The organism is Agrobacterium vacciniicorymbosi (genome assembly GCF_040427045.1).
Taxonomy (GTDB): domain Bacteria; phylum Pseudomonadota; class Alphaproteobacteria; order Rhizobiales; family Rhizobiaceae; genus Agrobacterium.
On the sequence record NZ_JBETMF010000006.1, the window covers coordinates 42,827 to 63,349 of the forward strand.

Consider the following 20,523-nt stretch of genomic DNA (forward strand, 5'->3'; position numbering starts at 1 on the left):
AAATCAGCGACATCGCCAAGGATTGACACCGTAATGCAGGACGAAACTCTGCCGCTTCCCCTTCAAAGCCCTCTGCTCGCCTCCGCCTCTGGCAAACATATCCGCCACGGCTTCTTCACCCGTCATGGCGGTGTCTCGGAAGGCATTTATCGTGGGCTCAATGTTGGTCTGGGCTCTCAGGATGAGCGCGACGCGGTTCTCGAAAACAGAAAACGCGTGGCGCAATGGTTTGATCTGCCGTTGGAAAAACTCGCAACCGTCCATCAAATCCATTCACCCGACGTCGTCGTGGTGGATGGCACTTATGAAGGCGACCGCCCGCAGGCCGATGCCATGGTGACGGCAACGCCGGGCGTCGTCATCGGCGTTCTGAGCGCCGATTGCGGGCCGATCCTGTTTGCGGATGCACAGGCGGGCGTGGTGGGTGCGGCCCATGCAGGCTGGAAGGGTGCCGTGTCAGGCGTTCTGGAAAACACCATCGAAGCGATGATCGCGCTCGGTGCCAGGCGCGAGCGCATCGTCGCGGCTCTCGGCCCTTCCATCTGCCAGGAAAATTACGAGGTCGGGCCGGAGCGCGTGGAAAGCCTCAAAGACATGAACCCGGCCCATGCGGATTATTTCTCGCCGTCCCCGAATGCGGGTCATGCCTTTTTCGATCTCAAGCAACTGACCGTGGACCGCCTGATCGCCGCTGGCGTGCAGGCAGAAAACCTCGGGCTCTGCACCTATCCCGATGATGACCGCTTTTATTCTTTCCGTCGGACGACACATCGTTCGGAACCGGATTACGGGCGGCAGATTTCAGCAATAGCAATTCTGGAGAACTAATATGGCCTTGCACTTCGACACTGCCGAATTCGAGGCACGCCGCACCCGCCTGATGGACAAGATGGCGGAAGAGAAGCTGGATGCCATGCTGCTGTTTGCGCAGGAGAGCATGTACTGGCTGACGGGCTACGACACGTTCGGCTACTGCTTTTTCCAGACGCTGATCGTTAAGGCCGATGGCACCATGACGCTTCTGACGCGCTCCGCCGATCTGCGTCAGGCCCGCCAGACCTCCATCATCGAAGACATCGTCATCTGGGTGGACCGGCTGAACGCCGACCCGACTCTCGATCTCAAGAACCTTTTGAGCGAGATGGACCTGCTGGGCTGCCGCATCGGCATCGAATTCGACACCCACGGCATGACCGGGCGCGTCGCTCGTCTTCTCGACAACCAGCTAGCTAGCTTCGGCCAGATCATCGACGCATCGAGCCTCGTCAGCACGCTGCGCCTCGTCAAGAGCCCTGCCGAAGTGGCTCATGCCAAGCGTGCGGGTGAACTGGCGGATGACGCATTGGATGCAGCGCTGAAGATCGTGGCACCCGCTGCCGATGAGGCCGATATCCTCGCCGCCATGCAGGGTGCCGTCTTTGCAGGCGGTGGTGACTATCCGGCCAATGAATTCATCATCGGCTCCGGCCCGGATGCGCTGCTCTGCCGTTACAAGGCCGGTCGCCGCAAGCTGGATGAGAAGGATCAGTTGACGCTGGAATGGGCTGGCGTCAGCGCGCACTATCATGCCGCAATGATGCGGACCATCGTCATTGGCGAGCCGGAGTTTCGTCAGAAAGAACTTTACAATGCCTGCGCGGAGAACATCCGCGCCATCGAAGAGGTTCTTCGCCCCGGCAACACATTTGGCGACGTCTTCGACGTTCACGCCCGCATCATGGATGAGCGCGGCCTGACGCGTCACCGTCTCAATGCCTGCGGTTATTCGCTCGGCGCGCGCTTCTCGCCATCCTGGATGGAGCATCAGATGTTCTATGCGGGCAATACGCAGGAAATCCTGCCGAATATGACGCTATTCGTCCACATGATCATCATGGACAGTGACTCAGGCTTCGCCATGACGCTGGGACAGACCTATCTGACCACCGAAGGCGCTCCGGAATCGCTCTCGCGCCACAGCCTGGATTTGCTGACGGTTTAATCTCGATTTGACTCCCAGCGAAGTCGAACCGTACATTGCGCCAAAATGACGGTTCGGCGGGAGACATCATGAAGGGACATCTGGCATGCGGCGGCTAGGGTTGGTTATTGCAATCCCAAGCCTTGCCCTCACCCTATCGGCCTGCAACACGACGGATACGCTGACGCCGCTGGTCGATGTCGGCCATGGCAACACGCAATCAACCCCGGTCAATCAAGGCGATCTCGACCAGATGGCCGCAGCAGCTGATCGGTCTCCATCGGGCGTTTCATCGCAGGTCCCGGCCTATGCACCGCAAAACACCCGGCAGGCTCAGGCGCAAGCACTGACAAGCGGCGCACAATACGGCCAGCCCGTCGCCACGCAGCAGACAGCGCCCGCACAGCCTCAGACCCAGACGGCATCCCTGCCCTCTGCTTCCGCCGCTGGCACCATTCGGTTTTTACCCATCATCGGCGCACCCGTTCAGGCCGTGACGCCTCTGTCGCGCCAGTTGGGAGCGGAAGCGCGGGCGAAGGGCCTGACCATCCGGCCCTCCACGGACACATCTGCTGAGAACATTCTGAAGGGCTATCTTTCCGCCTTTGCCGATGGCGGCAGCGTGACCGTGGTCTATGTGTGGGATGTTCTTGATGCCAATGGCGCGCGGCTGCACCGTCTTCAGGGGCAGGAAACCGTGCCTGCCCGCGGCAGCGATCCATGGGCGGCCGTGACCGATACCACCATGCAGAAAATCGCCGCGAAGACACTGAACGATTATCAGTCATGGCGACAGGCCGGACATGGATAATCAACTTTAAATAGTGGGAAACTTTTTTAGCAGTGGCCAAGTCACAAAGTTTTCACGAAAATCACGGGTAACTCCCTCTGACCTCTTGCATTCACGGGCAACACCGCTATTAAGGCGCCCATGGCAAAACGGCGTGTCCGACACCCTTTGGGTCGGGTATTCCTCCCCGTTGAACGACGCACAGACCCCAGGGAATGTTCTCTGTCGGGTCTCAGGCGATGGCATGGAAACAGGCGGCAACAATGAAGGTTTTCGCAGGCAATTCGAACCGGCATCTGGCCGAAGCGATCTGCAAGTATCTGAATGTCCCTCTTGGAAATGCCACTGTAAAGCGGTTTGCGGACCAGGAAATATTCGTCGAAATTTCTGAAAACGTGCGCGGCGAAGACGTTTTCGTCGTTCAGTCCACGTCTTTCCCGGCAAACGACCACCTGATGGAACTGCTGATCATGATCGACGCCATGCGTCGTTCCTCGGCAAAGCGCATCACGGCGGTTCTTCCCTATTTCGGCTATGCCCGCCAGGACCGTAAGGCCGGCCCCCGCACACCGATTTCCGCAAAGCTCGTCGCCAATCTCATCACAGAAGCCGGTGCCGACCGCGTTCTGACGCTCGACCTGCATGCGGGCCAGATTCAAGGCTTCTTCGATATTCCAACCGACAACCTCTTCGCAGCGCCCATTCTGGCGCGCGACGTGAAGGAACATTACGACACCAAGAACGTCATGGTCGTTTCGCCTGACGTCGGCGGCGTGGTGCGTGCTCGGTCGCTCGCAAAGCGCCTGGACTGTCTGCTTGCCATCGTCGACAAGCGCCGCGACCGTCCCGGTGAATCCGAAGTGATGAACGTCATCGGTGACGTAACCGGCAAGGACTGCCTGCTGATCGACGACATCGTCGATTCCGGCGGCACGCTCTGCAACGCGGCTGAGGCATTGCTCAAGAACGGCGCAACCAGCGTCACCGCCTATATCACCCACGGCGTTCTCTCCGGTGGAGCCGTCGCCCGCGTGGCCTCCTCCAAGCTGCGCGAACTCGTCATCACCGACAGCATCCAGCCAACGACAGCCGTGCAATCTGCGCACAACATCCGCGTCATCACCACGGCCACCCTGCTCGGCGAAGCAATCAACCGTACATCGATGGAACAGTCGGTTTCGGGCCTGTTCGACTAAGGCAACCGGCACTGACGCATGTCTTCTGAATTTGGAGCGGTACCGTTTACACGGTACCGCCCGAATTCGATGTGCTCACACGATTTTCGGTGGAGCGGCGACCGTTATCATTCGCAATGAAATTTCTAGCGACTGCCACAGCTTTACGGCCACGGACCGTTGCCTTGCGTCCCCACACAAAAGCATCGCGCAATAGCCTGTGACAGTCATGACAGACCGCTGAGAGCGTGAAGACCTCGCGGTGCTGGCCGATGCCGAGCAGGCGATAAAGAAACAGCGTCGTCAGGGCCGCGAAGAGGACGGACATCACGACGTCGCTTAGGAAGTGACGGCCTGCCGCCATTCTCAACAGACCCATGTTGACGATGAGAAAGCTCGCGGTGCTGGCGCAGATGATCTTTCGGAGACGTGAAAGCTGCGGCCAGATCAACACGCAGAGCGGCAACACGAAACACGCCATCATCGCGGCCTCGCCGGAGGAAAAGGAACAATTCGAAACGCATTGATCCGACCATTGGAAGGGAGGCGTGAACGTCTGCGAGCCTCCAAATTCCATGACGCCATTGGGCCGCGCCCGTCCGAGATGCGTTTTCAGCGTCATGTTCACCAGAATTCCAGCGCACAGAAACATGGGCGACCAGAGAAACGCCCAGACACGCCATCCTGTTTTCTGTTCTGAAGCCAGCATCAGATTGCCGACGAAAACAAGGAAGGTGATGACGACGATGGTTCCGGTGGCATGGCGCAAGATGTTCCGCCACATTGGAAAAGGCTTCTCAACCCCGATCCAGGCACCATGGCCGTTCTTGAAGAAAAATTGGGCAACGTAGAGGTCTACGAATGGGAACACGGCAAAGAAGATGACGGCGCACAACGTGACGATCATGAGCCAGACAGTTATGCGCATGTGAAGGAGATCAGGTTGCATTGTCGGAATTCCCTATGCGTTTAACCAGCAAGCGCTGAAGGGTTACTTCAGCCCAAAGCCAAAATTGCGCTGCGCCCGCGAAACGATCCGCGTGATTGAACGACGGGCCATAACGCGCCCTGCCTCGATGGTAAGGTGGAGGAGAGAACGACCCGCATCGCAATGAGTCGGCAGGTCGTGGCTCTTCGCTTTTGAAAATCCGGCTTCGCAATATCTCATGAAGGCAACCTGCCCCCGCTGGTCGCGTAAAATACTATAAATAAAGTGGCGCATATCGCCCCACCGCTTGATGAACGGTAACGATATGCGCCAAACAGGTTACAGTTTTAAGTCGGATCGCGTGATCCGCTGTCAGGGATTTTCAGGGCCTCCCGGAAGCTCATGAGAACCTCCGGGAGTAGACCGGCGGCAGGTACCGCCGGCTCCGGGGAGAAAAGTGACAGCCCTCAGAAGAAGCCGAGCTTGTTGGGGCTGTAGGAAACCAGCAGGTTCTTCGTCTGCTGATAATGGTCGAGCATCATCTTGTGTGTCTCGCGACCGATGCCCGACTGCTTGTAACCGCCGAAAGCGGCACCGGCTGGATAGGCGTGGTAGCAATTGGTCCAGACGCGACCGGCTTCGATGCCACGCCCTGCCCGGTAAGCCGTATTGGTATCGCGGCTCCACACACCAGCACCGAGACCGTAGACTGTGTCATTGGCGATTTCGATGGCCTCTTCCACGGTCTTGAAAGTGGTGACGGAGACGACGGGGCCGAAGATTTCTTCTTGGAACACTCGCATCTTGTTGTTGCCTTCGAACACAGTCGGCTGGATGTAGAAGCCGTCCTTCAGGTTGCCGGAGAGCGACTTCTTGTCGCCGCCAGTCAGCACCTTCGCGCCTTCCTTTTTGCCGATTTCAAGATAGCTCATGATCTTGTCGAACTGTTCCTGCGAGGCCTGTGCGCCGATCATGGTTCCGGCGTTCAGCGGATCGTCCTGGCTGATGGCTTCGACGCGCTTGATGGCTTTTTCCATGAAGCGGTCATAGATGGATTCATGCACCAGCGCGCGGGATGGGCATGTGCAGACTTCGCCCTGATTGAGCGCGAACATCGCAAAGCCTTCGAGTGCCTTGTCGAGGAAAGCGTCATCCTCGTTCATCACGTCGGCAAAGAAGATGTTCGGCGACTTGCCGCCCAGTTCCAGCGTGATGTTGGTGACGTTATCGGCAGCATAACGCATGATTTCCTTGCCGACCGATGTGGAGCCGGTAAAGGCGATCTTGGCGATGCGGTTGCTTTGCGCCAGCGGCTTGCCCGCTTCGGTGCCAAGACCATTGACGATGTTGACCACGCCGGGCGGCAGCAGATCTTCGATCAGCTCCATAACGAGCAGAATGGATGCGGGCGTCTGTTCCGCAGGCTTCAGCACCACGCAGTTGCCTGCGGCCAGCGCCGGAGCCAGCTTCCATGTCGCCATAAGGATAGGGAAGTTCCAGGGAATGATCTGGCCGACGACGCCCAGCGGCTCATGGAAGTGATAGGCTACCGTGTCATTGTCGATCTGGGCAATCGAGCCTTCCTGCGCACGAATGCAACCGGCAAAATAGCGGAAGTGGTCGATGGCGAGTGGAATATCGGCATTGGTGGTTTCGCGCAGCGGCTTGCCATTGTCCCATGTCTCGGCGCGTGCGATCAGCTCGAGATTGTCTTCGATACGCTGGGCGATTTTGAGCAGAATGTTGGAGCGTTCTGTCGCACTTGTGCGGCCCCATGCGGCGCGCGCCTTGTGGGCGGCATCCAGAGCGAATTCAATGTCGCTGGCGTCGGAGCGCGGCACTTCGCAAATCTTGTGACCCGTGACCGGAGACAGGTTGTCCATATAGCGACCGGACTTCGGCTCCACCCACTGGCCGCCAATGTAGTTTCCATATTTCAGCTTGAACGGCGTTTCACCGGCCTTGTGCTGGACCTGAATGTTCATGAGTTCATCCTCCCTGATGACAGGCGGCCCTTGTCTGACCGCGTGAGAGGAAGGTGGGCGCAGAATTGCGCATTTCATAGGGCCGAGGGGACATTCCGCACTGCACAGTGTTTCACTTCTGCGACAGCACAATCCATCAATGCACCATAAACGCGATCAGTGAACCGCAAGCTTCTTCATCTTGCGGTGCAGGGTCGCGCGGCTGATGCCGAGCAGGGAGGCTGCCTGGGTGATATTGCCATTGGCACGGGATAGAACGCGGCGAAGGGCTGCCCGTTCTGCCTCGGCAAGCTCGGCACCCCGGTCGTGGCGATCTTCCCGCAACGCGTCCGATGCAGGAATGCCAGCGGCCAGATGCGCATCATCCAACCGCAGCGCAAGCCTTGCCGCCCGTGTCGCGCCTAAGATGATATCGTCCTGATCCACCGCCAAAAGTGAAAGGGCGGTCGCGTTGCCGGATGGCAGCATGAGAATGCGTGCGCCGGGGAAAGCTCGCCGGAACAGATTGCCCTCAATGCGCTGCGCGGCATCACGCACCGCCTGCGTCAGCATGGAGAAGGTGAACTCGTTGACGTCATCGCGGCAGGTGGAAATGTCGAGCGCGCCCGTGACCTGCCCCAGATGATCACGAATGGGAGCAGTGGTGCAGCACAGGCTGATATTGGATGAGAAGAAGTGCTGGTCACGGTAGATGGTGACGGAACGCTCATCGGCAAGCGCCGTGCCGATGCCGTTGGTGCCCACGCTCGCCTCGCTCCACACCGCACCGGACCACAGGCCAAGCTGGCGGAAATCCTGATCGTCGGTCGCGGCACCGCGTCTTTCCAGCGCCACGCCATCGGCGTCCGTCAAAAGCAGGCAGCACCCGGCCTTGCCAACTGCTGTGAAAATCCGGTCCAACTCGTCGGCGCTTTCGGCAATCAGTCCGGCAGAGATTTCCCGCGCACGCCGAAACTCGGCATCAGCCAGAAAGATCGGCTTGCTGCTTTTTTCCGGTGCCAGATGGTGCATTGTCATGCAGCGCCGCCAGGACGCAATGATAGGCGAGCTGGCAGCAGCCGAGGGCTGACTGGCGCTTTGGTACACATGCTCCGCATGTGCCGTGCCGATGGACATATGCTCCTCCCGATTTTTTCGGGATGGTGCGCCGGAAGTGCCGCTCTTTCAATGAAAAAAAGCGTTATGAGTGCGGACCTCGCTCAGCTTGCCAGTGGAAGGCCCGCTTTTTCGACGATTTTGTCGATGTCAGGCACAAAATTCACGATGGCATCGATGGTTGCCGCTGGCCCCGGACGACCGAAATAATATCCCTGCACATGCTGGCATCCTTCGCGGCGCAGAAACTCCATATGTGCCTGCGTTTCAACGCCCTCCGCCAAAACCGGAATGTCGAGACTGTTGGCAAGGATGAGCGTAGAGCGGACGATGGCCTGAGACTGGATGCTGGTGCCCAAGCCTTCCACAAAGCCACGGTCGATCTTGATCTTGTCAAAGGGGAAGCTCTGCAAGGTCGATAGCGACGAGTAGCCCGTGCCGTAATCATCCATGGCGATGCGCACGCCGAGCGACTTCAGACGGCGGATCGTCACCAGCGCATGGCGGTGATCGGCAATGATGCCGCTTTCGGTGATTTCCAGTTCAAGTCGGCTGGGCTCCAGACCGCTTTCCTTGAGAATGCGCTGCACCTTCTGCACGAAATCGGAATCGGACAGCTGCAAAGGCGCGACGTTGACAGCAACGCTCAGCGGGTTTCTCCAGCGCACGGCGTGCAAGCAGGCCTCGCGCAGCACCCATTCACCCATTTCGATGATAAAGCCTGTCTGTTCTGCAATCGGAATGAATTCGGCAGGCGAAATCATGCCGCGTTCCGGGTGGTTCCAGCGCAACAGCACCTCGAAGCCGACGATTGCGCCGCTGCTGGTATCGTTCTGCTGCTGGAAATAAAGCTCGAAAGCACCGTTGCTCAGCCCGGAGCGCATGCTGACCGCAAGGGCGTTGCGGGCGCGCGAGGCTTCATCCATGGATTTGTCGTAAAAGCAGATCGTGCCGGTCACATCGCTCTTGGCGCGGTACATGGCCACATCCGCCTGCGAGATCAGCGTATCGACATTCTTTGTGTGCGAGTTGCCGATAGCAATGCCGATGCTGGCACCGACCGACAGAACCGTTTCTTTCCACTCGATGGGCTTCAGAACCTCGGCCAGAAGGCGGTTGGCGAATGCCAGACCATCCGCACGCGAATAATAACGGTGCAGCACGGCCACGAATTCATCGCCGCCCACGCGCGCTACGAATTCACCCGGCTGGAGAACGGAGCTCATGCGGTCTGCCAGAGACCGCAGCACCGCATCCCCTGCCCCGTGGCCGTGGACGTCGTTGATTTCCTTGAAACGGTCGAGGTCGAAAGACAGAAGCGCAATGCGCGCCGTTGGGTCAGCGCTGCGCTTCAACAGCGCCTGCAAATGCTCCTGAAACGCGGCACGGTTGGGAATACCGGTCAGGGCATCATGCAGCGACAGATGGCGGTAGCGCGCAACGGCCTGCAAACTGGTTTCAGAATCGATGACATAGGTGGAGAAGCCGAAGGCCAGAAGCACGAAGGTGATGATGATTGCGCTACCACCCATAAGGGCTGGCGACATCAAGGAAGGGGCGATCATAAAGGACGGGTCGAAGGCGACCGAAAAGGCGGCCATGGCGGTGTAGTGCGTGGAGGCGATGGCCAGCACCAGAAAGGTCATGCCGCTATATTTGCAGAACCAGTTGACCGGCCGCACGATGCGGTTTGTGGCCAGCATGCCGAAAACAGCGCCAAAGACCATGGACGCAACGACGTAATATTGATCCCAGACGAGTGAGCCCTGAACGGCATAGGCTGCCATGCCGGTGTAATGCATGCTGGCAATGCCAAGACCCACGACAAGGCCGCCGCCTTCCGCCAGCGCCGTGTGGCCGCCATAGGTGGAAATGGCCAGCCCAGCCATGGTTGCAGCGACGGCAATGATGAAGGACAGGCCGGTGAAAACTGGCAGGAAGCCAACATTGCCGGGTGCCTGATATCCCAGCATGGCCACAAAATGCGTGGTCCAGATCGTGGTGCCACCAATCATGCCCGCCAGAAACAGCCAGTTGACGCGCTGGATGGAGGTTGACTGCCGCGCACGGGAAAACAGGCGCATGGTCAGGAAGCTGCCCAGAACGCAGATAGTGACTGCGGCTAATGTATAGCGAACGTCGTGGTCTACAGCGAGGCAGGTCAGAATTTGATACATTAACATCACGCATCTGTTGAATTGTTGCAGAGCATAATGATGATGGGTTTTTACTGCGTTTATCGATATAGATAAGCAGAGGTTAAAATACTCTCCCCTAAATGGTGCCGCCTCCGCGCAGTTAAAGCAGGAGATGAGCGGGAGAGCTTTGTGTCATGCGGATGACGAAGGCTTGCCTTTGCCCCCTCTTTATACTATAGCGCCCGCATCCGTGTAGACACCCTTGGAGGCAACGCGGGCGAGACGGCTGTCAAACGCCTTCTCCAGTTTGCTCCGGTACGCCGGAATGAACTCTCCAGACAACCTAAAAGGATTATGCCATGAGCAAAGAATCGTATGAGCTCAAGGCCGAGGCGCGCGAACGAGTTGGTAAGGGGTCCTCTCGTGAACTTCGTCGCAACGGTTTGATTCCTGCTGTCATCTATGGTGACAAGCAAGCCCCAATTTCTATCGCGATTTCGACCAACGAAGTCACCAAGCGCGTCCAGGCTGGCGGTTTCATGACCACTGTCGCGACGATCGACGTCGATGGCAAGAAGTACAAGGTTCTGCCAAAGGACTACCAGCGCGATCCAGTCCGCGATTTCATGGTACACGTAGACTTCCTGCGCGTATCCGGCAATTCGCAGGTTACGGTCGAAATCCCGGTCCACTTCATCAATGAAGACAAGTCCGAGATCAAGAAGGGTGGCGTTCTCAACATCGTTCGTCACACTGTCGAAGCTCACGTTCCTGCAAACGACATTCCTGAAGCGATCACGGTTGATCTCGACGGCGCCAAGATCGGCGACAGCATCCACATCTCGAATGTGAAGCTGCCAAAGAACGTATCGCCAGTCATCACTGACCGCGACTTCACAATTGCAACCATCGTGCCACCAACGGTCGCGGTTGTTGACGAAGCAGAAGCTCCGGCAGAAGAAGCTTCCGAAGAATAATATCTGCGCTACGGCGCTGTATTTTTCTTTTTATTCAATGCCTCGCATCGCAAGATGCGGGGCATTTTTTATGTCTTATTGCAATGTTGAGAAATTGTATTGTTCGCCAATGAAATTCTTCAGCAACAATTAAGCATTTCCGGAAACGTTCAATCAAAACTTTAGGTTTATAAATCACACATTAGCACGTTCGGAGTTACGCATGACTCCACCGAAAATCTAAATCTCGTAAGTATTTGAGAACGAGACTTTTTATCGCGCAGGCTGGGATTGCGTGACAGGGGTTTGAAGGGCAAGGGGCGGTAGTAAAGGCAGATGACCCATTCCGTAGAAAGTCGCTTCGTTGCGATCGTTTCCGGCGCACTTTTCGCGTTGGTTGCACCGCTCTTCACCATTCTCCTGATGCTCTCCCACCATGAATCGGTCGTCAATCAGCGGGACCGCCTTGAAATTCTGCTCGTCGCCAACTCGCAGGCGCTTGGTCGCCCGCTTTGGGATCTAGACGACGAGAGCATCAACCAGATCACCGGTACGCTGGTTGCAGACCCCGCCGTCTATATGGTCAAGGTGCGCGATACGTTTGGCCATCTGGATGTGACGCAGACGGCGGGTGCTAGCGCCTCCGACGACACCTCTTCGATTACCCGGGACATCACCTACAAGAACCTCGATGGCGAGACGAAGGTCGGCACCATCACAGTGTTCTTCCAGAATGTCGGCCTATTCACCTCGCTTAGCAATCTCGAACTGGCCTTCATTTCTATTTTTGTTCTGGCCATTCTGACCATTTTCGCCGCCGCCATTATCGGCAATCGCCTGATGATCATGAAGCCGCTGTTGCGGCTGACTGCGGCCATCGAGGCGACACGACGGCTTGGCTCCCGCCACCATGTGGACTGGCGCTCGAAAGACGAGATGGGCCGTTTGGCGCAGAGCTTCAACGAAATGCAAATCCAGCTCGATAGCGAAGAGCAGGAAATCAAGAAAGCGCATCTGCGCACCACGGAAATCTATAACCGCACGCCAGCCATGCTCTTCTCGCTCGATCCGACGGACCGTATCGCCGCTGTCAGCGATTACTGGGTGGAGGCCACAGGTTATCAGCGCGCCGAAGTTCTGGGACTCGGTTTCGCCGATCTCATTTACGCCGAGGACCGCGCCCGCTTCGTGCTGCGTAGGCACAATGAATCCACCACGCATGGCATGGCAGGAAGCTCTGAACTGACGATCCGTTTTCAATGCGGCGATGGCCGTTTGATGGACGTTCTGATCGCGGAAAAAGCCTTGAGCGTCGGTGATGGCCAGCGCCGCTCCGAAGGTCTGAGCGTCATGACCGATGTGACGGAACTACGCCGCTCCGAACAGCTCAACCGTCTGCAAGCTATCTCCGACCATTTGACAGGCCTCTTCAATCGTCAGGGTTTCGAAGCCATTCTGGACGAAAAAATTCTGGAAGCAGACGACAACCGCACCGAACTCGCATGCCTTTTCATCGATCTGGACCGCTTCAAGATCATCAACGACAATCTCGGCCACGCCGCCGGTGACGCTGTTCTCAAAGCCTTCGTCGAGCGGTTGGAGACTTTGCTGTCGCCGCAGGATAGCGCATCGCGCCTTGGCGGTGATGAATTCGCAGTATTGCTCACCGGCCCGATGACACAACAGCGGGCAACCCGCATTTGCGACGAAATTTGCGCGATCTTCGATACACCGTTCAACGCTTTCGGCCACAGCGTGCGCCTCAGCGCAAGTATCGGTCTGGCGCTCTACCCGACCCACGCCAAGACGGCTGCCGAACTTCTGCAAAACTCCGATATGGCGATGTATAGCAGGAAGCGCGCTGGCAAGAACGGCGCGCAGATGTTCGACCCCGCCATCATGAACGAAGCGCGCGAGCGGGCGGAAATGGAACAGGATATCGAGCAGGCTCTGGATGGGAACTGGCTGGAAGCTCATTTTCAGCCAATCCAGAAATTGGCAAGCGGCGAGACGGTTGGTTTCGAGGCCCTGATGCGCCTCAACCACCCGCGCAAAGGCATCCTCCCGCCCGCCGCCATCATCGCGGTTGCGGAAGAGAACGGCACGATTGGCCGCATCGGCAACACCATTCTGGAGCGTTCCGTCCAAAATCTGGCCACCCTCTCCAAGCTGCCCGGACTGGAAAACGCCTATGTCGCGGTGAACTTCTCCGCCCTGCAGTTCGAACCCGGCCTGCCGACCCGGATTGCCGGGCTCCTATACCGCCACGACATCGTGCCCAGCCGACTGGTGATCGAGATCACCGAGGCGGTGCTGATGCATGACGATCCGCAGATTCGTGCCGTCCTCGACGCCATCCGGCACCTGGGTTGCCGCATCGCGCTGGATGATTTCGGCACCGGCTATTCGTCGCTCAGCTATCTCAACCGTTTCCCGGTCGATATCGTCAAGATCGACCAGTCCTTTACGCGCTCGATCGGTGATAACATCACGGAAATCAGCCAGAGAAGCCGCATGCTGGTGGAGGGGATCAGCGCGATCTCGCACAAGATGAACTGCGTGGTGATTGCCGAAGGCATCGAGTCCCGCGAGCAGGAAGCCATGCTCAAGGAGATCGGCGTCGATTGCGGCCAGGGTTATCTCTTCGCCAGACCGCAGCCGATCAGCGCTTACATCGCCGCTTTCGAGCAGCAGAACAGTCAGATAGTCGCGAAGGTTGGAACATAACTGCATCGGGGAGGATGAAGTCAATGTGGCGAAACATTTTGACATGGATGGTCTTTTCCATCGCTCTACCGGCCTCCGCCGAACATCTGACCATTTCTACCGAGGAATACCCGCCCTATAATTCCCGTGGTGCCGATGGGCAGCCGACTGGCGTTTATATGGACCAATTGAAGATCATATTCGAACGCACGGGCGTGGACTACGACGCCACCATTTTGCCCTGGGCGCGCGCCATAGCGTTGGCGGAAACCGAGCCGATGCATTGCGTCGTGGCCGCCGCCCGTACGCCGCAGCGTGAAAATCTCTTCAAATGGGTGTCACCCGTCCACACCGACCGCAACATCCTCGTTGCGTTGAAGGAACGGCGTCTGGACGTTAAAAACATTGATGATGCCAAAGCCTATACGATTGGAACGCAGCGAAACGACTATACGGAAGCGCTTTTGAAGTCGAAGGGATTTCCGCGCGTCGATCTGAGCGCCGATTTCGACAAGACGCTTTCAAAACTGGCAGCCGGGCGCGTAGACATGATGCCGATGTCGGAAAGCGTTTTGAAAAACCTGGTGCCGGGTCAATTCGTGGAGGTGATGGTTCTGGCGTGGCAAAACCTCGGCATGGCCTGCAATCTTTCCGTTCCTGACAGCTTGATCGGGAAGATGCAAGCTGCGCTGGACGACTTGATCAAGGATGGCGCCCAGCGGCGCATCTATGAAAAATACGGCCTCATCATCCACCAATAGCTGCCTTGCCGGTGACAAAAACGTTGACACCCGCCGGTTTTTTCGGTGGTGAAGGACAATTGTCAAATCGAACCCAAGCGGACACGTCCATGATCATCATTGCAGGCCTTGGCAATCCCGGCACGCAATATGCCGCCAACCGGCACAATATCGGCTTCATGGCGGTGGATGCCCTGCAACGCCTACCCTCTTTTTCGCCATGGTCGAAAAAGTTCAAGGCCGAAATTTCCGAAGGCGAGATCGCGGGCGAAAAGGTGCTTCTGATGAAGCCTTTGACCTTCATGAACCTGTCAGGCGAATCCGTCGGTGAAGCCATGCGCTTCTACAAGGTGAAAACCGGCGATATCATCGCCATTCACGATGAACTCGATCTCGCTCCCGGTCGCGCTCGTATCAAAATCGGTGGCGGCCATGGCGGCCATAACGGCCTCAAATCCATCGACGCCCATTGCGGCAAGGACTATCGCCGCCTGCGTCTGGGCATCGGCCACCCCGGCGACAAAGAACGGGTGCACGGCCATGTGCTGGGCGATTTCGCCAAGTCCGACAAGGTCTGGCTGGAGCCACTGCTCGACGCCATCGCTGACAATGCCGAGATGCTGGTCAAAGGCGAAGACTCGCAGCTGATGAACAAGCTGGCGCTGGCCGTTGGCGTGAAGAGCGAAATAGAGAAAGAGGCAAAGCCCGCCAAACCGGCAGCGAAGTCGCACATCCACCAAGCCCGCAATTCCGCCCAGCCCAAGAAGCTGCCGGAAACCGGCCCGATGGCGGAAATGCTGAAACGCATGTTCGGCAAGAAGGACTGACAATTCCGCCAGCAGTCTCGATGCGGCTTGAAACTTTGCGCCGCATCCCCATTTCACGCTGATGAAAACATCAGACGCCCCTTCCCGATCCGCATCCGCACCGCAGAAAACCCCTGCACATGGATGAAACCGCGCAGCATAACACCATGGCAGCGGCGCTGAAGCGGCTGGCCGAAGACTTGCCTGAAAAGGTGACGCTGGCGGGCCTGCTGGAAAAGCTGGGCGATAAGGCGATTGCCTTCGTTCTGTTGGTGTTTGCCATCCCCGCCATCATTCCCACGCCCGGCATTCCTGCAGGCATGATCTTTGGAACGGCACTGGCCATTTTGTCGCTCCAGATCATGTTTGGTTCCCGGAAGCTAATGCTACCGGGTTTTCTCGGTCGCCTATCCGTCTCTCGTTCGCTGATCGAAATTACGGCTGAGAAGGCTGCGCCGCGGCTGGAGAAGCTGGAGGGCTTGTTGCGGCCACGCGGCCATGTTCTGGCGGAACATCTCGGCCCCATCAGCATTGGCATCGTTATTTTCCTGATGGCGGTTTTGATCGCGCTGCCTATTCCCTTCGGCAACATGCTTCCGGGCCTTGCCGTTCTGACCATCGCGCTTGGGCTGGCTCAGAAGGATGATATGGCTGTTATCACCGGGCTTGGACTTGCCACACTCTCCGTTCTCACCAGTGGCGCCATCATCTATGGCGGCTGGGCGCTGATCTCCGGCTGGTTCGGCTGGGGCCAACCGGCCATATGAGCCATGTCTTTTGCGGGAATCCTTATCGTTTCCGGCAACAAGGCTTGACCTTGCCCTGCCCATTCCGCAAAAGGCTGGCAACGGAATTTTTGAGATAGAGACAGGTTCAAGCCATGGGCTTCAAATGCGGTATCGTCGGTCTGCCCAATGTCGGCAAGTCCACACTTTTCAACGCGCTGACGAAAACGGCAGCGGCGCAGGCGGCAAACTATCCCTTCTGCACCATTGAGCCCAACACCGGCGAAGTGGCCGTGCCCGACCCGCGCATGAAAGTGCTGGCCGATATTGCCGGTTCCAAGGAAATCATCCCCACCCGCATCTCCTTCGTGGATATTGCCGGTCTGGTGCGCGGCGCCTCCAAGGGTGAAGGTCTGGGCAACAAGTTCCTCGCCAACATTCGCGAAGTCGATGCCGTGGTGCACGTCCTTCGCTGCTTTGAAGATGACGACATCACCCATGTCGAAGGTCGCATCAACCCGGTTGGCGATGCCGATACGATTGAAACGGAACTGATGCTGGCCGACCTGGAAAGCCTTGAGCGTCGCGTTGAGCAGACGCGCAAGCGCGCCTCTTCCAAGGACAAGGATTCGCTGGCGCAGCTTCCCGTCATGGAAGCCGTGATCAAGCTTCTGAACGAAGGCAAGCCTGCCCGCTTGCTCTTGAAGACTCTTGCTGCCGACGAGATCGAAGTGTTGAAGGGCCTCAACCTTCTGACCTCGCATCCGGTGCTGTACGTCTGCAACGTGGCGGAAGCTGACGCTGTCGATGGCAATGAGCACACCAAGGCCGTTGCCGAAATGGCAAAGACGCAGGGCGCGGAATGCGTCATCATTTCCGCCGCCATCGAATCCGAAGTCGCACAGTTGCCCGAGGAAGAATCCAAGGAATTCCTGTCGGCTCTGGGTCTCGAAGAAGCCGGTCTCGACCGCTTGATCCGCGCCGGTTACCACCTGCTCGACCTCATCACCTACTTCACCGTTGGCCCCAAGGAAACGCGCGCATGGACCATCGTGCGCGGCACCAAGGCTCCGGGCGCCGCCGGCGTGATCCACACGGATTTCGAACGCGGCTTCATCCGCGCCTTCACCATCGCCTATGACGACTACGTCACCTTCAAGGGTGAAGTCGGCGCCAAGGAAGCTGGCAAGGGCCGTGACGAAGGCAAGGAATATGTCGTGCATGACGGCGACGTCATTCACTTCCGCTTCAACACCTGAAGCGTTTCCTCTTTGGATGGGAATGCTCTAAGCCAGCCCAGCGACAAAACCGGCCCGCACCTCGTCGCGGGCCTTTTGTTTTCATCACGATTTTTGCGCGGACCATCAATAATTTTACCTTTACGTAAAAGGCAAAGTTACGGTAGGTTTTGCTTATAAAACTGTGGAGGAGGAGTTCGCCAGTGACATATGCTTTTGAGGATTTCACCCCCGGGCGTCAGTTCCAGCTGGGGCCGAAACTGGTGACGGCGGAAGAAATCATCGAATTCGCCTCCGAATTCGACCCACAGCCGATGCATCTTTCCGAAGAAGCAGGCAAGGCCAGCATTCTCGGCGGCCTCGCCGCCTCTGGCTGGCACACTTGCGGCATGCTGATGCGCATGACGGTGGACAGCTATATCAGCGGCTCGCCCTCTCAGGCGGGGCTGGGTGTGGATGTCGTGGAGTGGAAGAAGCCGGTTCTGGCCGGTGATACGCTGAGCGGCACGACGACGGTTATCGAGCAACGCGTATCGAAAACGCGGCCCGGCATGGGCGTGGTCAAGCTGCGCCATGAGTTGCAAAACCAGCGCGGCGACCTCGTCTGCGTGGTCGAGCTGAACGCCATGCTGGCCACCGCAACGGTAGGAGCAAGCGCATGAAATTCATTGAGCTTTATCCAAGCAACGTCCGGCTCGAACTCGGCACCGTGCATTTTTCCGCAGAATCCATCATCCGCTACGCCGAAAAATTCGATCCGCAACCGTTTCATCTGGATGCGGAAGCGGCGAGGAACTCGGTATTCGAAGGCCTCTGCGCCTCCGGCTGGCAAACCAGCGCCTCATGGATGAAGTGTTTTCTGAACTATTGGACCACCGAGGCAAAACGCCTGATCTCCGAAGGCATAGAGCCACCCAAACTCGGCCCCTCGCCCGGTATCCGCAATCTCAAATGGCTGCGCCCGGTCTATGCAGGCGACGACGTCACCTATTTCACCACGCTGACCGCATCCCGACCGCTGGCCTCACGCCCCGGCATGCTGATGAACACCACGCTCAACGAAGGCGTCAATCAACATGGCGAGATGGTGGTTCGGTTTGAGAGCAATGTGCTGGAGTTTGAGTGAGGCGGTGGCTCAACTCTCCGCAATCTCTGGCTTCCACAAAGGCAACCCCGTAGCATCCGCAACTGCGGCATCCGCCGTATAGACGGGTAGCCCCACCTGCTGCATCTGTTTCAGCGCCTCCAGATCGGGGCCGCTATGTTTGCGGTGCAGGTTTTCGGCATTATAGATGTGCCCGGTAGAGGCTGGGTTGATACCAGCGATGACGACGCGCTTTGCCCCGCTTTGCAGCGCAAGCATGACCGCGATGACACCGTTTGAATATTTCGATTCCGGGCTGATCTCGAAATTCAACTTGCCGGTCATGGCGCGGACGAGTGCGACACGGCTGAAGCGATCGACGATCGACAATCTATCATAGCCGTAATTGATACGGGTCAGCCCTGCCCTCAGCCGCGCAAGATCATGCCGCCACAAGAGCAGGTAAAGGCTGCCGGTGCTCTCGCCATTCAGCACGCGGCGTACTTCCTGCGCGTTCTTGTACTTGCCCTCGATCTGGTGAAACATCATCAGCGTGATGTCGGGCTTTTCAACGCCCCAACCCTTCGCAACGATCTGCGAGGCATTCACGGATATGACGAGATAGCTTTCATCAAAATCAAAGGGCTTGGCCGAAACAGGGGCCGAGCCAACGACCACGACATTGCGGCCATTGATGGTGTCATCGCTCCAGGCTCTTGGACGCAGCCAGGCATATTTCAAAAATCGAAACAGCCATGTTTTGAATTCCATGAGCTTTTGCAATGAAAGACCCCTGCCAGATGCGAAAATTAGTGCCCGGAAAACTCGACCAGCGTGCGTACTTCCACACCCAGATCCTCCAGCTTCTTGCGCCCGCCCAAATCCGGCAAATCGATGACGAAGCAGGCCGAGACGATGTCCGCGCCCATCTGGCGCAGCAGTTTCACCGCACCTTCAGCCGTTCCACCGGTTGCAATCAAATCATCCACCAGAATGACCTTCTCGCCTGGCTGCACGGCATCCACATGCATCTCCATCTCATCGACACCATATTCCAGGCTGTAAGCCACGCGCACAGTGGTGTGCGGCAGCTTGCCCTTCTTGCGGATCGGCACGAAACCAGCGGAAAGCTGGTGCGCAACGGCGCCACCCAGAATGAAGCCACGCGCTTCCATGCCCGCAATCTTGTCGATTTTCGTACCCGCATAGGGCTGCACCAACTCATCCACCGCCCGGCGAAAAGCACGCGGATTGCCCAGCAGCGTGGTGATATCACGAAAGATAATCCCCGGCTTCGGATAGTCGGGAATAGAACGAATGGCAGCAGCAAGCTCCGAAGCGATAACGGTCATGGAATTTCCGATTTAGAAAGTGACAGAATAATTTCGCTGCACACTATCAACTTGGCTCGTCCGGACAAACAGAAAAGACCATTCAAAGAGAACGAAAACGCCCGCCGCCCCACGATTGACACCCCCCCTACACCCCCTGTAGGGTTTGACTGTCGGCAGGAGAAGAACGATGGCATTTCAGGTTCAGATCACAGATGTCGCTATCTGGTTCAAGCACATAGACGGCGACAAGCTTCGAGAACGCCTTCGTGGGCTGAGCGACAACGAGCATATCAATCTCGAAGCCGATGGCGTCGTCGGTGGGTGGGTGCGGATGAAAACGGGTCGTGATGGTCGTCCTACCGAAGCAATTCGCCCGGAAGGGCAGATGAAGACGGTGTGGAGCAACTGGTACCGAAAGCGCAAAGGAGAACGTATTCCGCTGCGTGAGGTCAAGCTTGAAGACGATTACCTCGTCAACATTTCCAGCCTTTTCCCAGAGTGGGAGAGCAAGGAAGACGAGGAAGCGTTTCGTGATCTGTGAGCGCTATACGACAATTGTCGTGCCCTTTCCCTTCGCCGATGTTCCCGTCATCAAGCGTCGCCCGACGGTGGTGATATCAGGTCAAAATTTCAACAGAGAGAATGCTTCCACCCTTGTGGCCATGATTACGACGGCGAAAGCATCATCGTGGCCGAGTGACGTTGTTCTTGGCGATCTCGATGCAGCAGGCTTGCCCCAGACATGCCTGGTGAGATGGCGCTTCGCGACCATTCCCAATGAACTCATTCTGAGGAGGCTGGGAACACTCGGCTCACTGGATCAAATGGCCTGTGAGCGCGAACTGGCGAAAATTCTTCTATAA

At 57.5% G+C, this 20,523-nt stretch carries 20 protein-coding genes; 14 read left to right on the forward strand and 6 right to left on the reverse strand.

The annotated features are described in order from the left end of the window. The first annotated feature begins 33 nt into the window (after window positions 1-33). The 4 genes from pgeF (at window position 34) to ABUK73_RS11015 (ending at window position 3,946) form a co-directional block, all read left to right on the forward strand. Entirely contained in the window at window positions 34-828 is a 795-nt protein-coding gene (pgeF, locus tag ABUK73_RS11000; protein ID WP_353577321.1) for a peptidoglycan editing factor PgeF, read from the forward strand. Window position 829: 1 nt separating this feature from the next. Further along, a complete protein-coding gene (locus ABUK73_RS11005; RefSeq protein ID WP_353577322.1) occupies window positions 830-1,981 on the forward strand; it encodes a M24 family metallopeptidase in 1,152 nt (383 codons plus the stop codon). 85 nt (window positions 1,982-2,066) lie between these two features. Continuing rightward, entirely contained in the window at window positions 2,067-2,771 is a 705-nt protein-coding gene (locus tag ABUK73_RS11010; protein WP_353577323.1) for a RodZ family helix-turn-helix domain-containing protein, read from the forward strand. A gap of 242 nt (window positions 2,772-3,013) precedes the next feature. Next, entirely contained in the window at window positions 3,014-3,946 is a 933-nt protein-coding gene (locus tag ABUK73_RS11015; protein ID WP_113088535.1) for a ribose-phosphate pyrophosphokinase, read from the forward strand. 46 nt (window positions 3,947-3,992) lie between these two features. Here ABUK73_RS11015 and ABUK73_RS11020 read toward each other — a convergent pair whose 3' ends face one another. The 4 genes from ABUK73_RS11020 to ABUK73_RS11035 form a co-directional block, all read right to left on the reverse strand. Further along, window positions 3,993-4,874 carry a phosphatase PAP2 family protein gene (locus tag ABUK73_RS11020; protein ID WP_353577324.1) on the reverse strand — a complete coding sequence of 294 codons (882 nt, stop codon included), beginning with the start codon at window positions 4,872-4,874 and terminating at the stop codon, window positions 3,993-3,995. A gap of 446 nt (window positions 4,875-5,320) precedes the next feature. Then, the gene (gene adh / locus ABUK73_RS11025; RefSeq protein WP_113088534.1) at window positions 5,321-6,838 is read right to left on the reverse strand and encodes an aldehyde dehydrogenase; all 1,518 of its coding nucleotides are present in this window, start codon (window positions 6,836-6,838) and stop codon (window positions 5,321-5,323) included. A 156-nt stretch (window positions 6,839-6,994) separates the two neighbouring features. Continuing rightward, entirely contained in the window at window positions 6,995-7,954 is a 960-nt protein-coding gene (locus ABUK73_RS11030; RefSeq protein WP_353577325.1) for a helix-turn-helix domain-containing protein, read from the reverse strand. An 83-nt stretch (window positions 7,955-8,037) separates the two neighbouring features. After that, window positions 8,038-10,110: a putative bifunctional diguanylate cyclase/phosphodiesterase gene (locus tag ABUK73_RS11035; RefSeq protein WP_353577326.1), complete on the reverse strand. Its 2,073-nt coding sequence runs from the start codon at window positions 10,108-10,110 to the stop codon at window positions 8,038-8,040. A gap of 320 nt (window positions 10,111-10,430) precedes the next feature. Here ABUK73_RS11035 and ABUK73_RS11040 point away from each other — a divergent pair, with 320 nt between their 5' ends. The 8 genes from ABUK73_RS11040 to ABUK73_RS11075 all read left to right on the forward strand — a co-directional run bounded on the left by ABUK73_RS11040 (window position 10,431) and on the right by ABUK73_RS11075 (window position 18,368). Continuing rightward, entirely contained in the window at window positions 10,431-11,048 is a 618-nt protein-coding gene (locus ABUK73_RS11040) for a 50S ribosomal protein L25/general stress protein Ctc (protein WP_353577327.1), read from the forward strand. Between the two features lie 315 nt (window positions 11,049-11,363). Beyond that, on the forward strand, window positions 11,364-13,754 hold the full coding sequence (locus ABUK73_RS11045) for an EAL domain-containing protein (protein WP_353577328.1): 2,391 nt from the start codon (window positions 11,364-11,366) through the stop codon (window positions 13,752-13,754). A 23-nt stretch (window positions 13,755-13,777) separates the two neighbouring features. Further along, complete coding sequence (locus ABUK73_RS11050; protein ID WP_353577329.1) at window positions 13,778-14,494, forward strand: substrate-binding periplasmic protein; 717 nt, start codon at window positions 13,778-13,780, stop codon at window positions 14,492-14,494. 89 nt (window positions 14,495-14,583) lie between these two features. Further along, complete coding sequence (gene pth, locus ABUK73_RS11055; RefSeq protein WP_353577330.1) at window positions 14,584-15,300, forward strand: aminoacyl-tRNA hydrolase; 717 nt, start codon at window positions 14,584-14,586, stop codon at window positions 15,298-15,300. A gap of 119 nt (window positions 15,301-15,419) precedes the next feature. Next, window positions 15,420-16,046 carry an exopolysaccharide biosynthesis protein gene (locus ABUK73_RS11060; RefSeq protein ID WP_353577331.1) on the forward strand — a complete coding sequence of 209 codons (627 nt, stop codon included), beginning with the start codon at window positions 15,420-15,422 and terminating at the stop codon, window positions 16,044-16,046. A 113-nt stretch (window positions 16,047-16,159) separates the two neighbouring features. Next, on the forward strand, window positions 16,160-17,263 hold the full coding sequence (ychF, locus tag ABUK73_RS11065; protein WP_113088526.1) for a redox-regulated ATPase YchF: 1,104 nt from the start codon (window positions 16,160-16,162) through the stop codon (window positions 17,261-17,263). A 182-nt stretch (window positions 17,264-17,445) separates the two neighbouring features. After that, window positions 17,446-17,904 (forward strand): MaoC family dehydratase, encoded by a 459-nt coding sequence (locus ABUK73_RS11070; protein WP_353577332.1) that lies wholly within the window; start codon window positions 17,446-17,448, stop codon window positions 17,902-17,904. After that, on the forward strand, window positions 17,901-18,368 hold the full coding sequence (locus ABUK73_RS11075; RefSeq protein ID WP_353577333.1) for a MaoC family dehydratase: 468 nt from the start codon (window positions 17,901-17,903) through the stop codon (window positions 18,366-18,368). Before ABUK73_RS11070 ends, ABUK73_RS11075 begins: the two co-directional genes overlap by 4 nt. 9 nt (window positions 18,369-18,377) lie before the next feature. On the opposite strand, the gene ABUK73_RS11080 is transcribed toward ABUK73_RS11075, so the two are convergent. After that, window positions 18,378-19,097: a membrane-anchored protein gene (locus ABUK73_RS11080; protein ID WP_353577334.1), complete on the reverse strand. Its 720-nt coding sequence runs from the start codon at window positions 19,095-19,097 to the stop codon at window positions 18,378-18,380. A 38-nt stretch (window positions 19,098-19,135) separates the two neighbouring features. After that, window positions 19,136-19,678 (reverse strand): adenine phosphoribosyltransferase, encoded by a 543-nt coding sequence (locus tag ABUK73_RS11085; protein ID WP_077106284.1) that lies wholly within the window; start codon window positions 19,676-19,678, stop codon window positions 19,136-19,138. A 169-nt stretch (window positions 19,679-19,847) separates the two neighbouring features. On the opposite strand from ABUK73_RS11085, the gene ABUK73_RS11090 reads away from it, so the two are divergent. Then, complete coding sequence (locus ABUK73_RS11090; RefSeq protein ID WP_162727826.1) at window positions 19,848-20,201, forward strand: hypothetical protein; 354 nt, start codon at window positions 19,848-19,850, stop codon at window positions 20,199-20,201. After that, window positions 20,191-20,523 carry a type II toxin-antitoxin system PemK/MazF family toxin gene (locus ABUK73_RS11095; RefSeq protein WP_353577335.1) on the forward strand — a complete coding sequence of 111 codons (333 nt, stop codon included), beginning with the start codon at window positions 20,191-20,193 and terminating at the stop codon, window positions 20,521-20,523. The genes ABUK73_RS11090 and ABUK73_RS11095 overlap by 11 nt, the downstream gene beginning before the upstream one ends.

What these genes read in the sequence shown, in the direction of transcription:
- pgeF (WP_353577321.1), top strand. Translation starts at nt 34, where the DNA reads ATGCAGGACGAAACTCTGCCGCTTCCCCTTCAAAGCCCTCTGCTCGCC.
- ABUK73_RS11005 (WP_353577322.1), top strand. Translation starts at nt 830, where the DNA reads ATGGCCTTGCACTTCGACACTGCCGAATTCGAGGCACGCCGCACCCGC.
- ABUK73_RS11010 (WP_353577323.1), top strand. Translation starts at nt 2,067, where the DNA reads ATGCGGCGGCTAGGGTTGGTTATTGCAATCCCAAGCCTTGCCCTCACC.
- ABUK73_RS11015 (WP_113088535.1), top strand. Translation starts at nt 3,014, where the DNA reads ATGAAGGTTTTCGCAGGCAATTCGAACCGGCATCTGGCCGAAGCGATC.
- ABUK73_RS11020 (WP_353577324.1), bottom strand. Translation starts at nt 4,874, where the DNA reads ATGCAACCTGATCTCCTTCACATGCGCATAACTGTCTGGCTCATGATC.
- adh (WP_113088534.1), bottom strand. Translation starts at nt 6,838, where the DNA reads ATGAACATTCAGGTCCAGCACAAGGCCGGTGAAACGCCGTTCAAGCTG.
- ABUK73_RS11030 (WP_353577325.1), bottom strand. Translation starts at nt 7,954, where the DNA reads ATGTCCATCGGCACGGCACATGCGGAGCATGTGTACCAAAGCGCCAGT.
- ABUK73_RS11035 (WP_353577326.1), bottom strand. Translation starts at nt 10,110, where the DNA reads ATGTATCAAATTCTGACCTGCCTCGCTGTAGACCACGACGTTCGCTAT.
- ABUK73_RS11040 (WP_353577327.1), top strand. Translation starts at nt 10,431, where the DNA reads ATGAGCAAAGAATCGTATGAGCTCAAGGCCGAGGCGCGCGAACGAGTT.
- ABUK73_RS11045 (WP_353577328.1), top strand. Translation starts at nt 11,364, where the DNA reads ATGACCCATTCCGTAGAAAGTCGCTTCGTTGCGATCGTTTCCGGCGCA.
- ABUK73_RS11050 (WP_353577329.1), top strand. Translation starts at nt 13,778, where the DNA reads ATGTGGCGAAACATTTTGACATGGATGGTCTTTTCCATCGCTCTACCG.
- pth (WP_353577330.1), top strand. Translation starts at nt 14,584, where the DNA reads ATGATCATCATTGCAGGCCTTGGCAATCCCGGCACGCAATATGCCGCC.
- ABUK73_RS11060 (WP_353577331.1), top strand. Translation starts at nt 15,420, where the DNA reads ATGGATGAAACCGCGCAGCATAACACCATGGCAGCGGCGCTGAAGCGG.
- ychF (WP_113088526.1), top strand. Translation starts at nt 16,160, where the DNA reads ATGGGCTTCAAATGCGGTATCGTCGGTCTGCCCAATGTCGGCAAGTCC.
- ABUK73_RS11075 (WP_353577333.1), top strand. Translation starts at nt 17,901, where the DNA reads ATGAAATTCATTGAGCTTTATCCAAGCAACGTCCGGCTCGAACTCGGC.
- ABUK73_RS11080 (WP_353577334.1), bottom strand. Translation starts at nt 19,097, where the DNA reads ATGGAATTCAAAACATGGCTGTTTCGATTTTTGAAATATGCCTGGCTG.
- ABUK73_RS11085 (WP_077106284.1), bottom strand. Translation starts at nt 19,678, where the DNA reads ATGACCGTTATCGCTTCGGAGCTTGCTGCTGCCATTCGTTCTATTCCC.
- ABUK73_RS11090 (WP_162727826.1), top strand. Translation starts at nt 19,848, where the DNA reads ATGGCATTTCAGGTTCAGATCACAGATGTCGCTATCTGGTTCAAGCAC.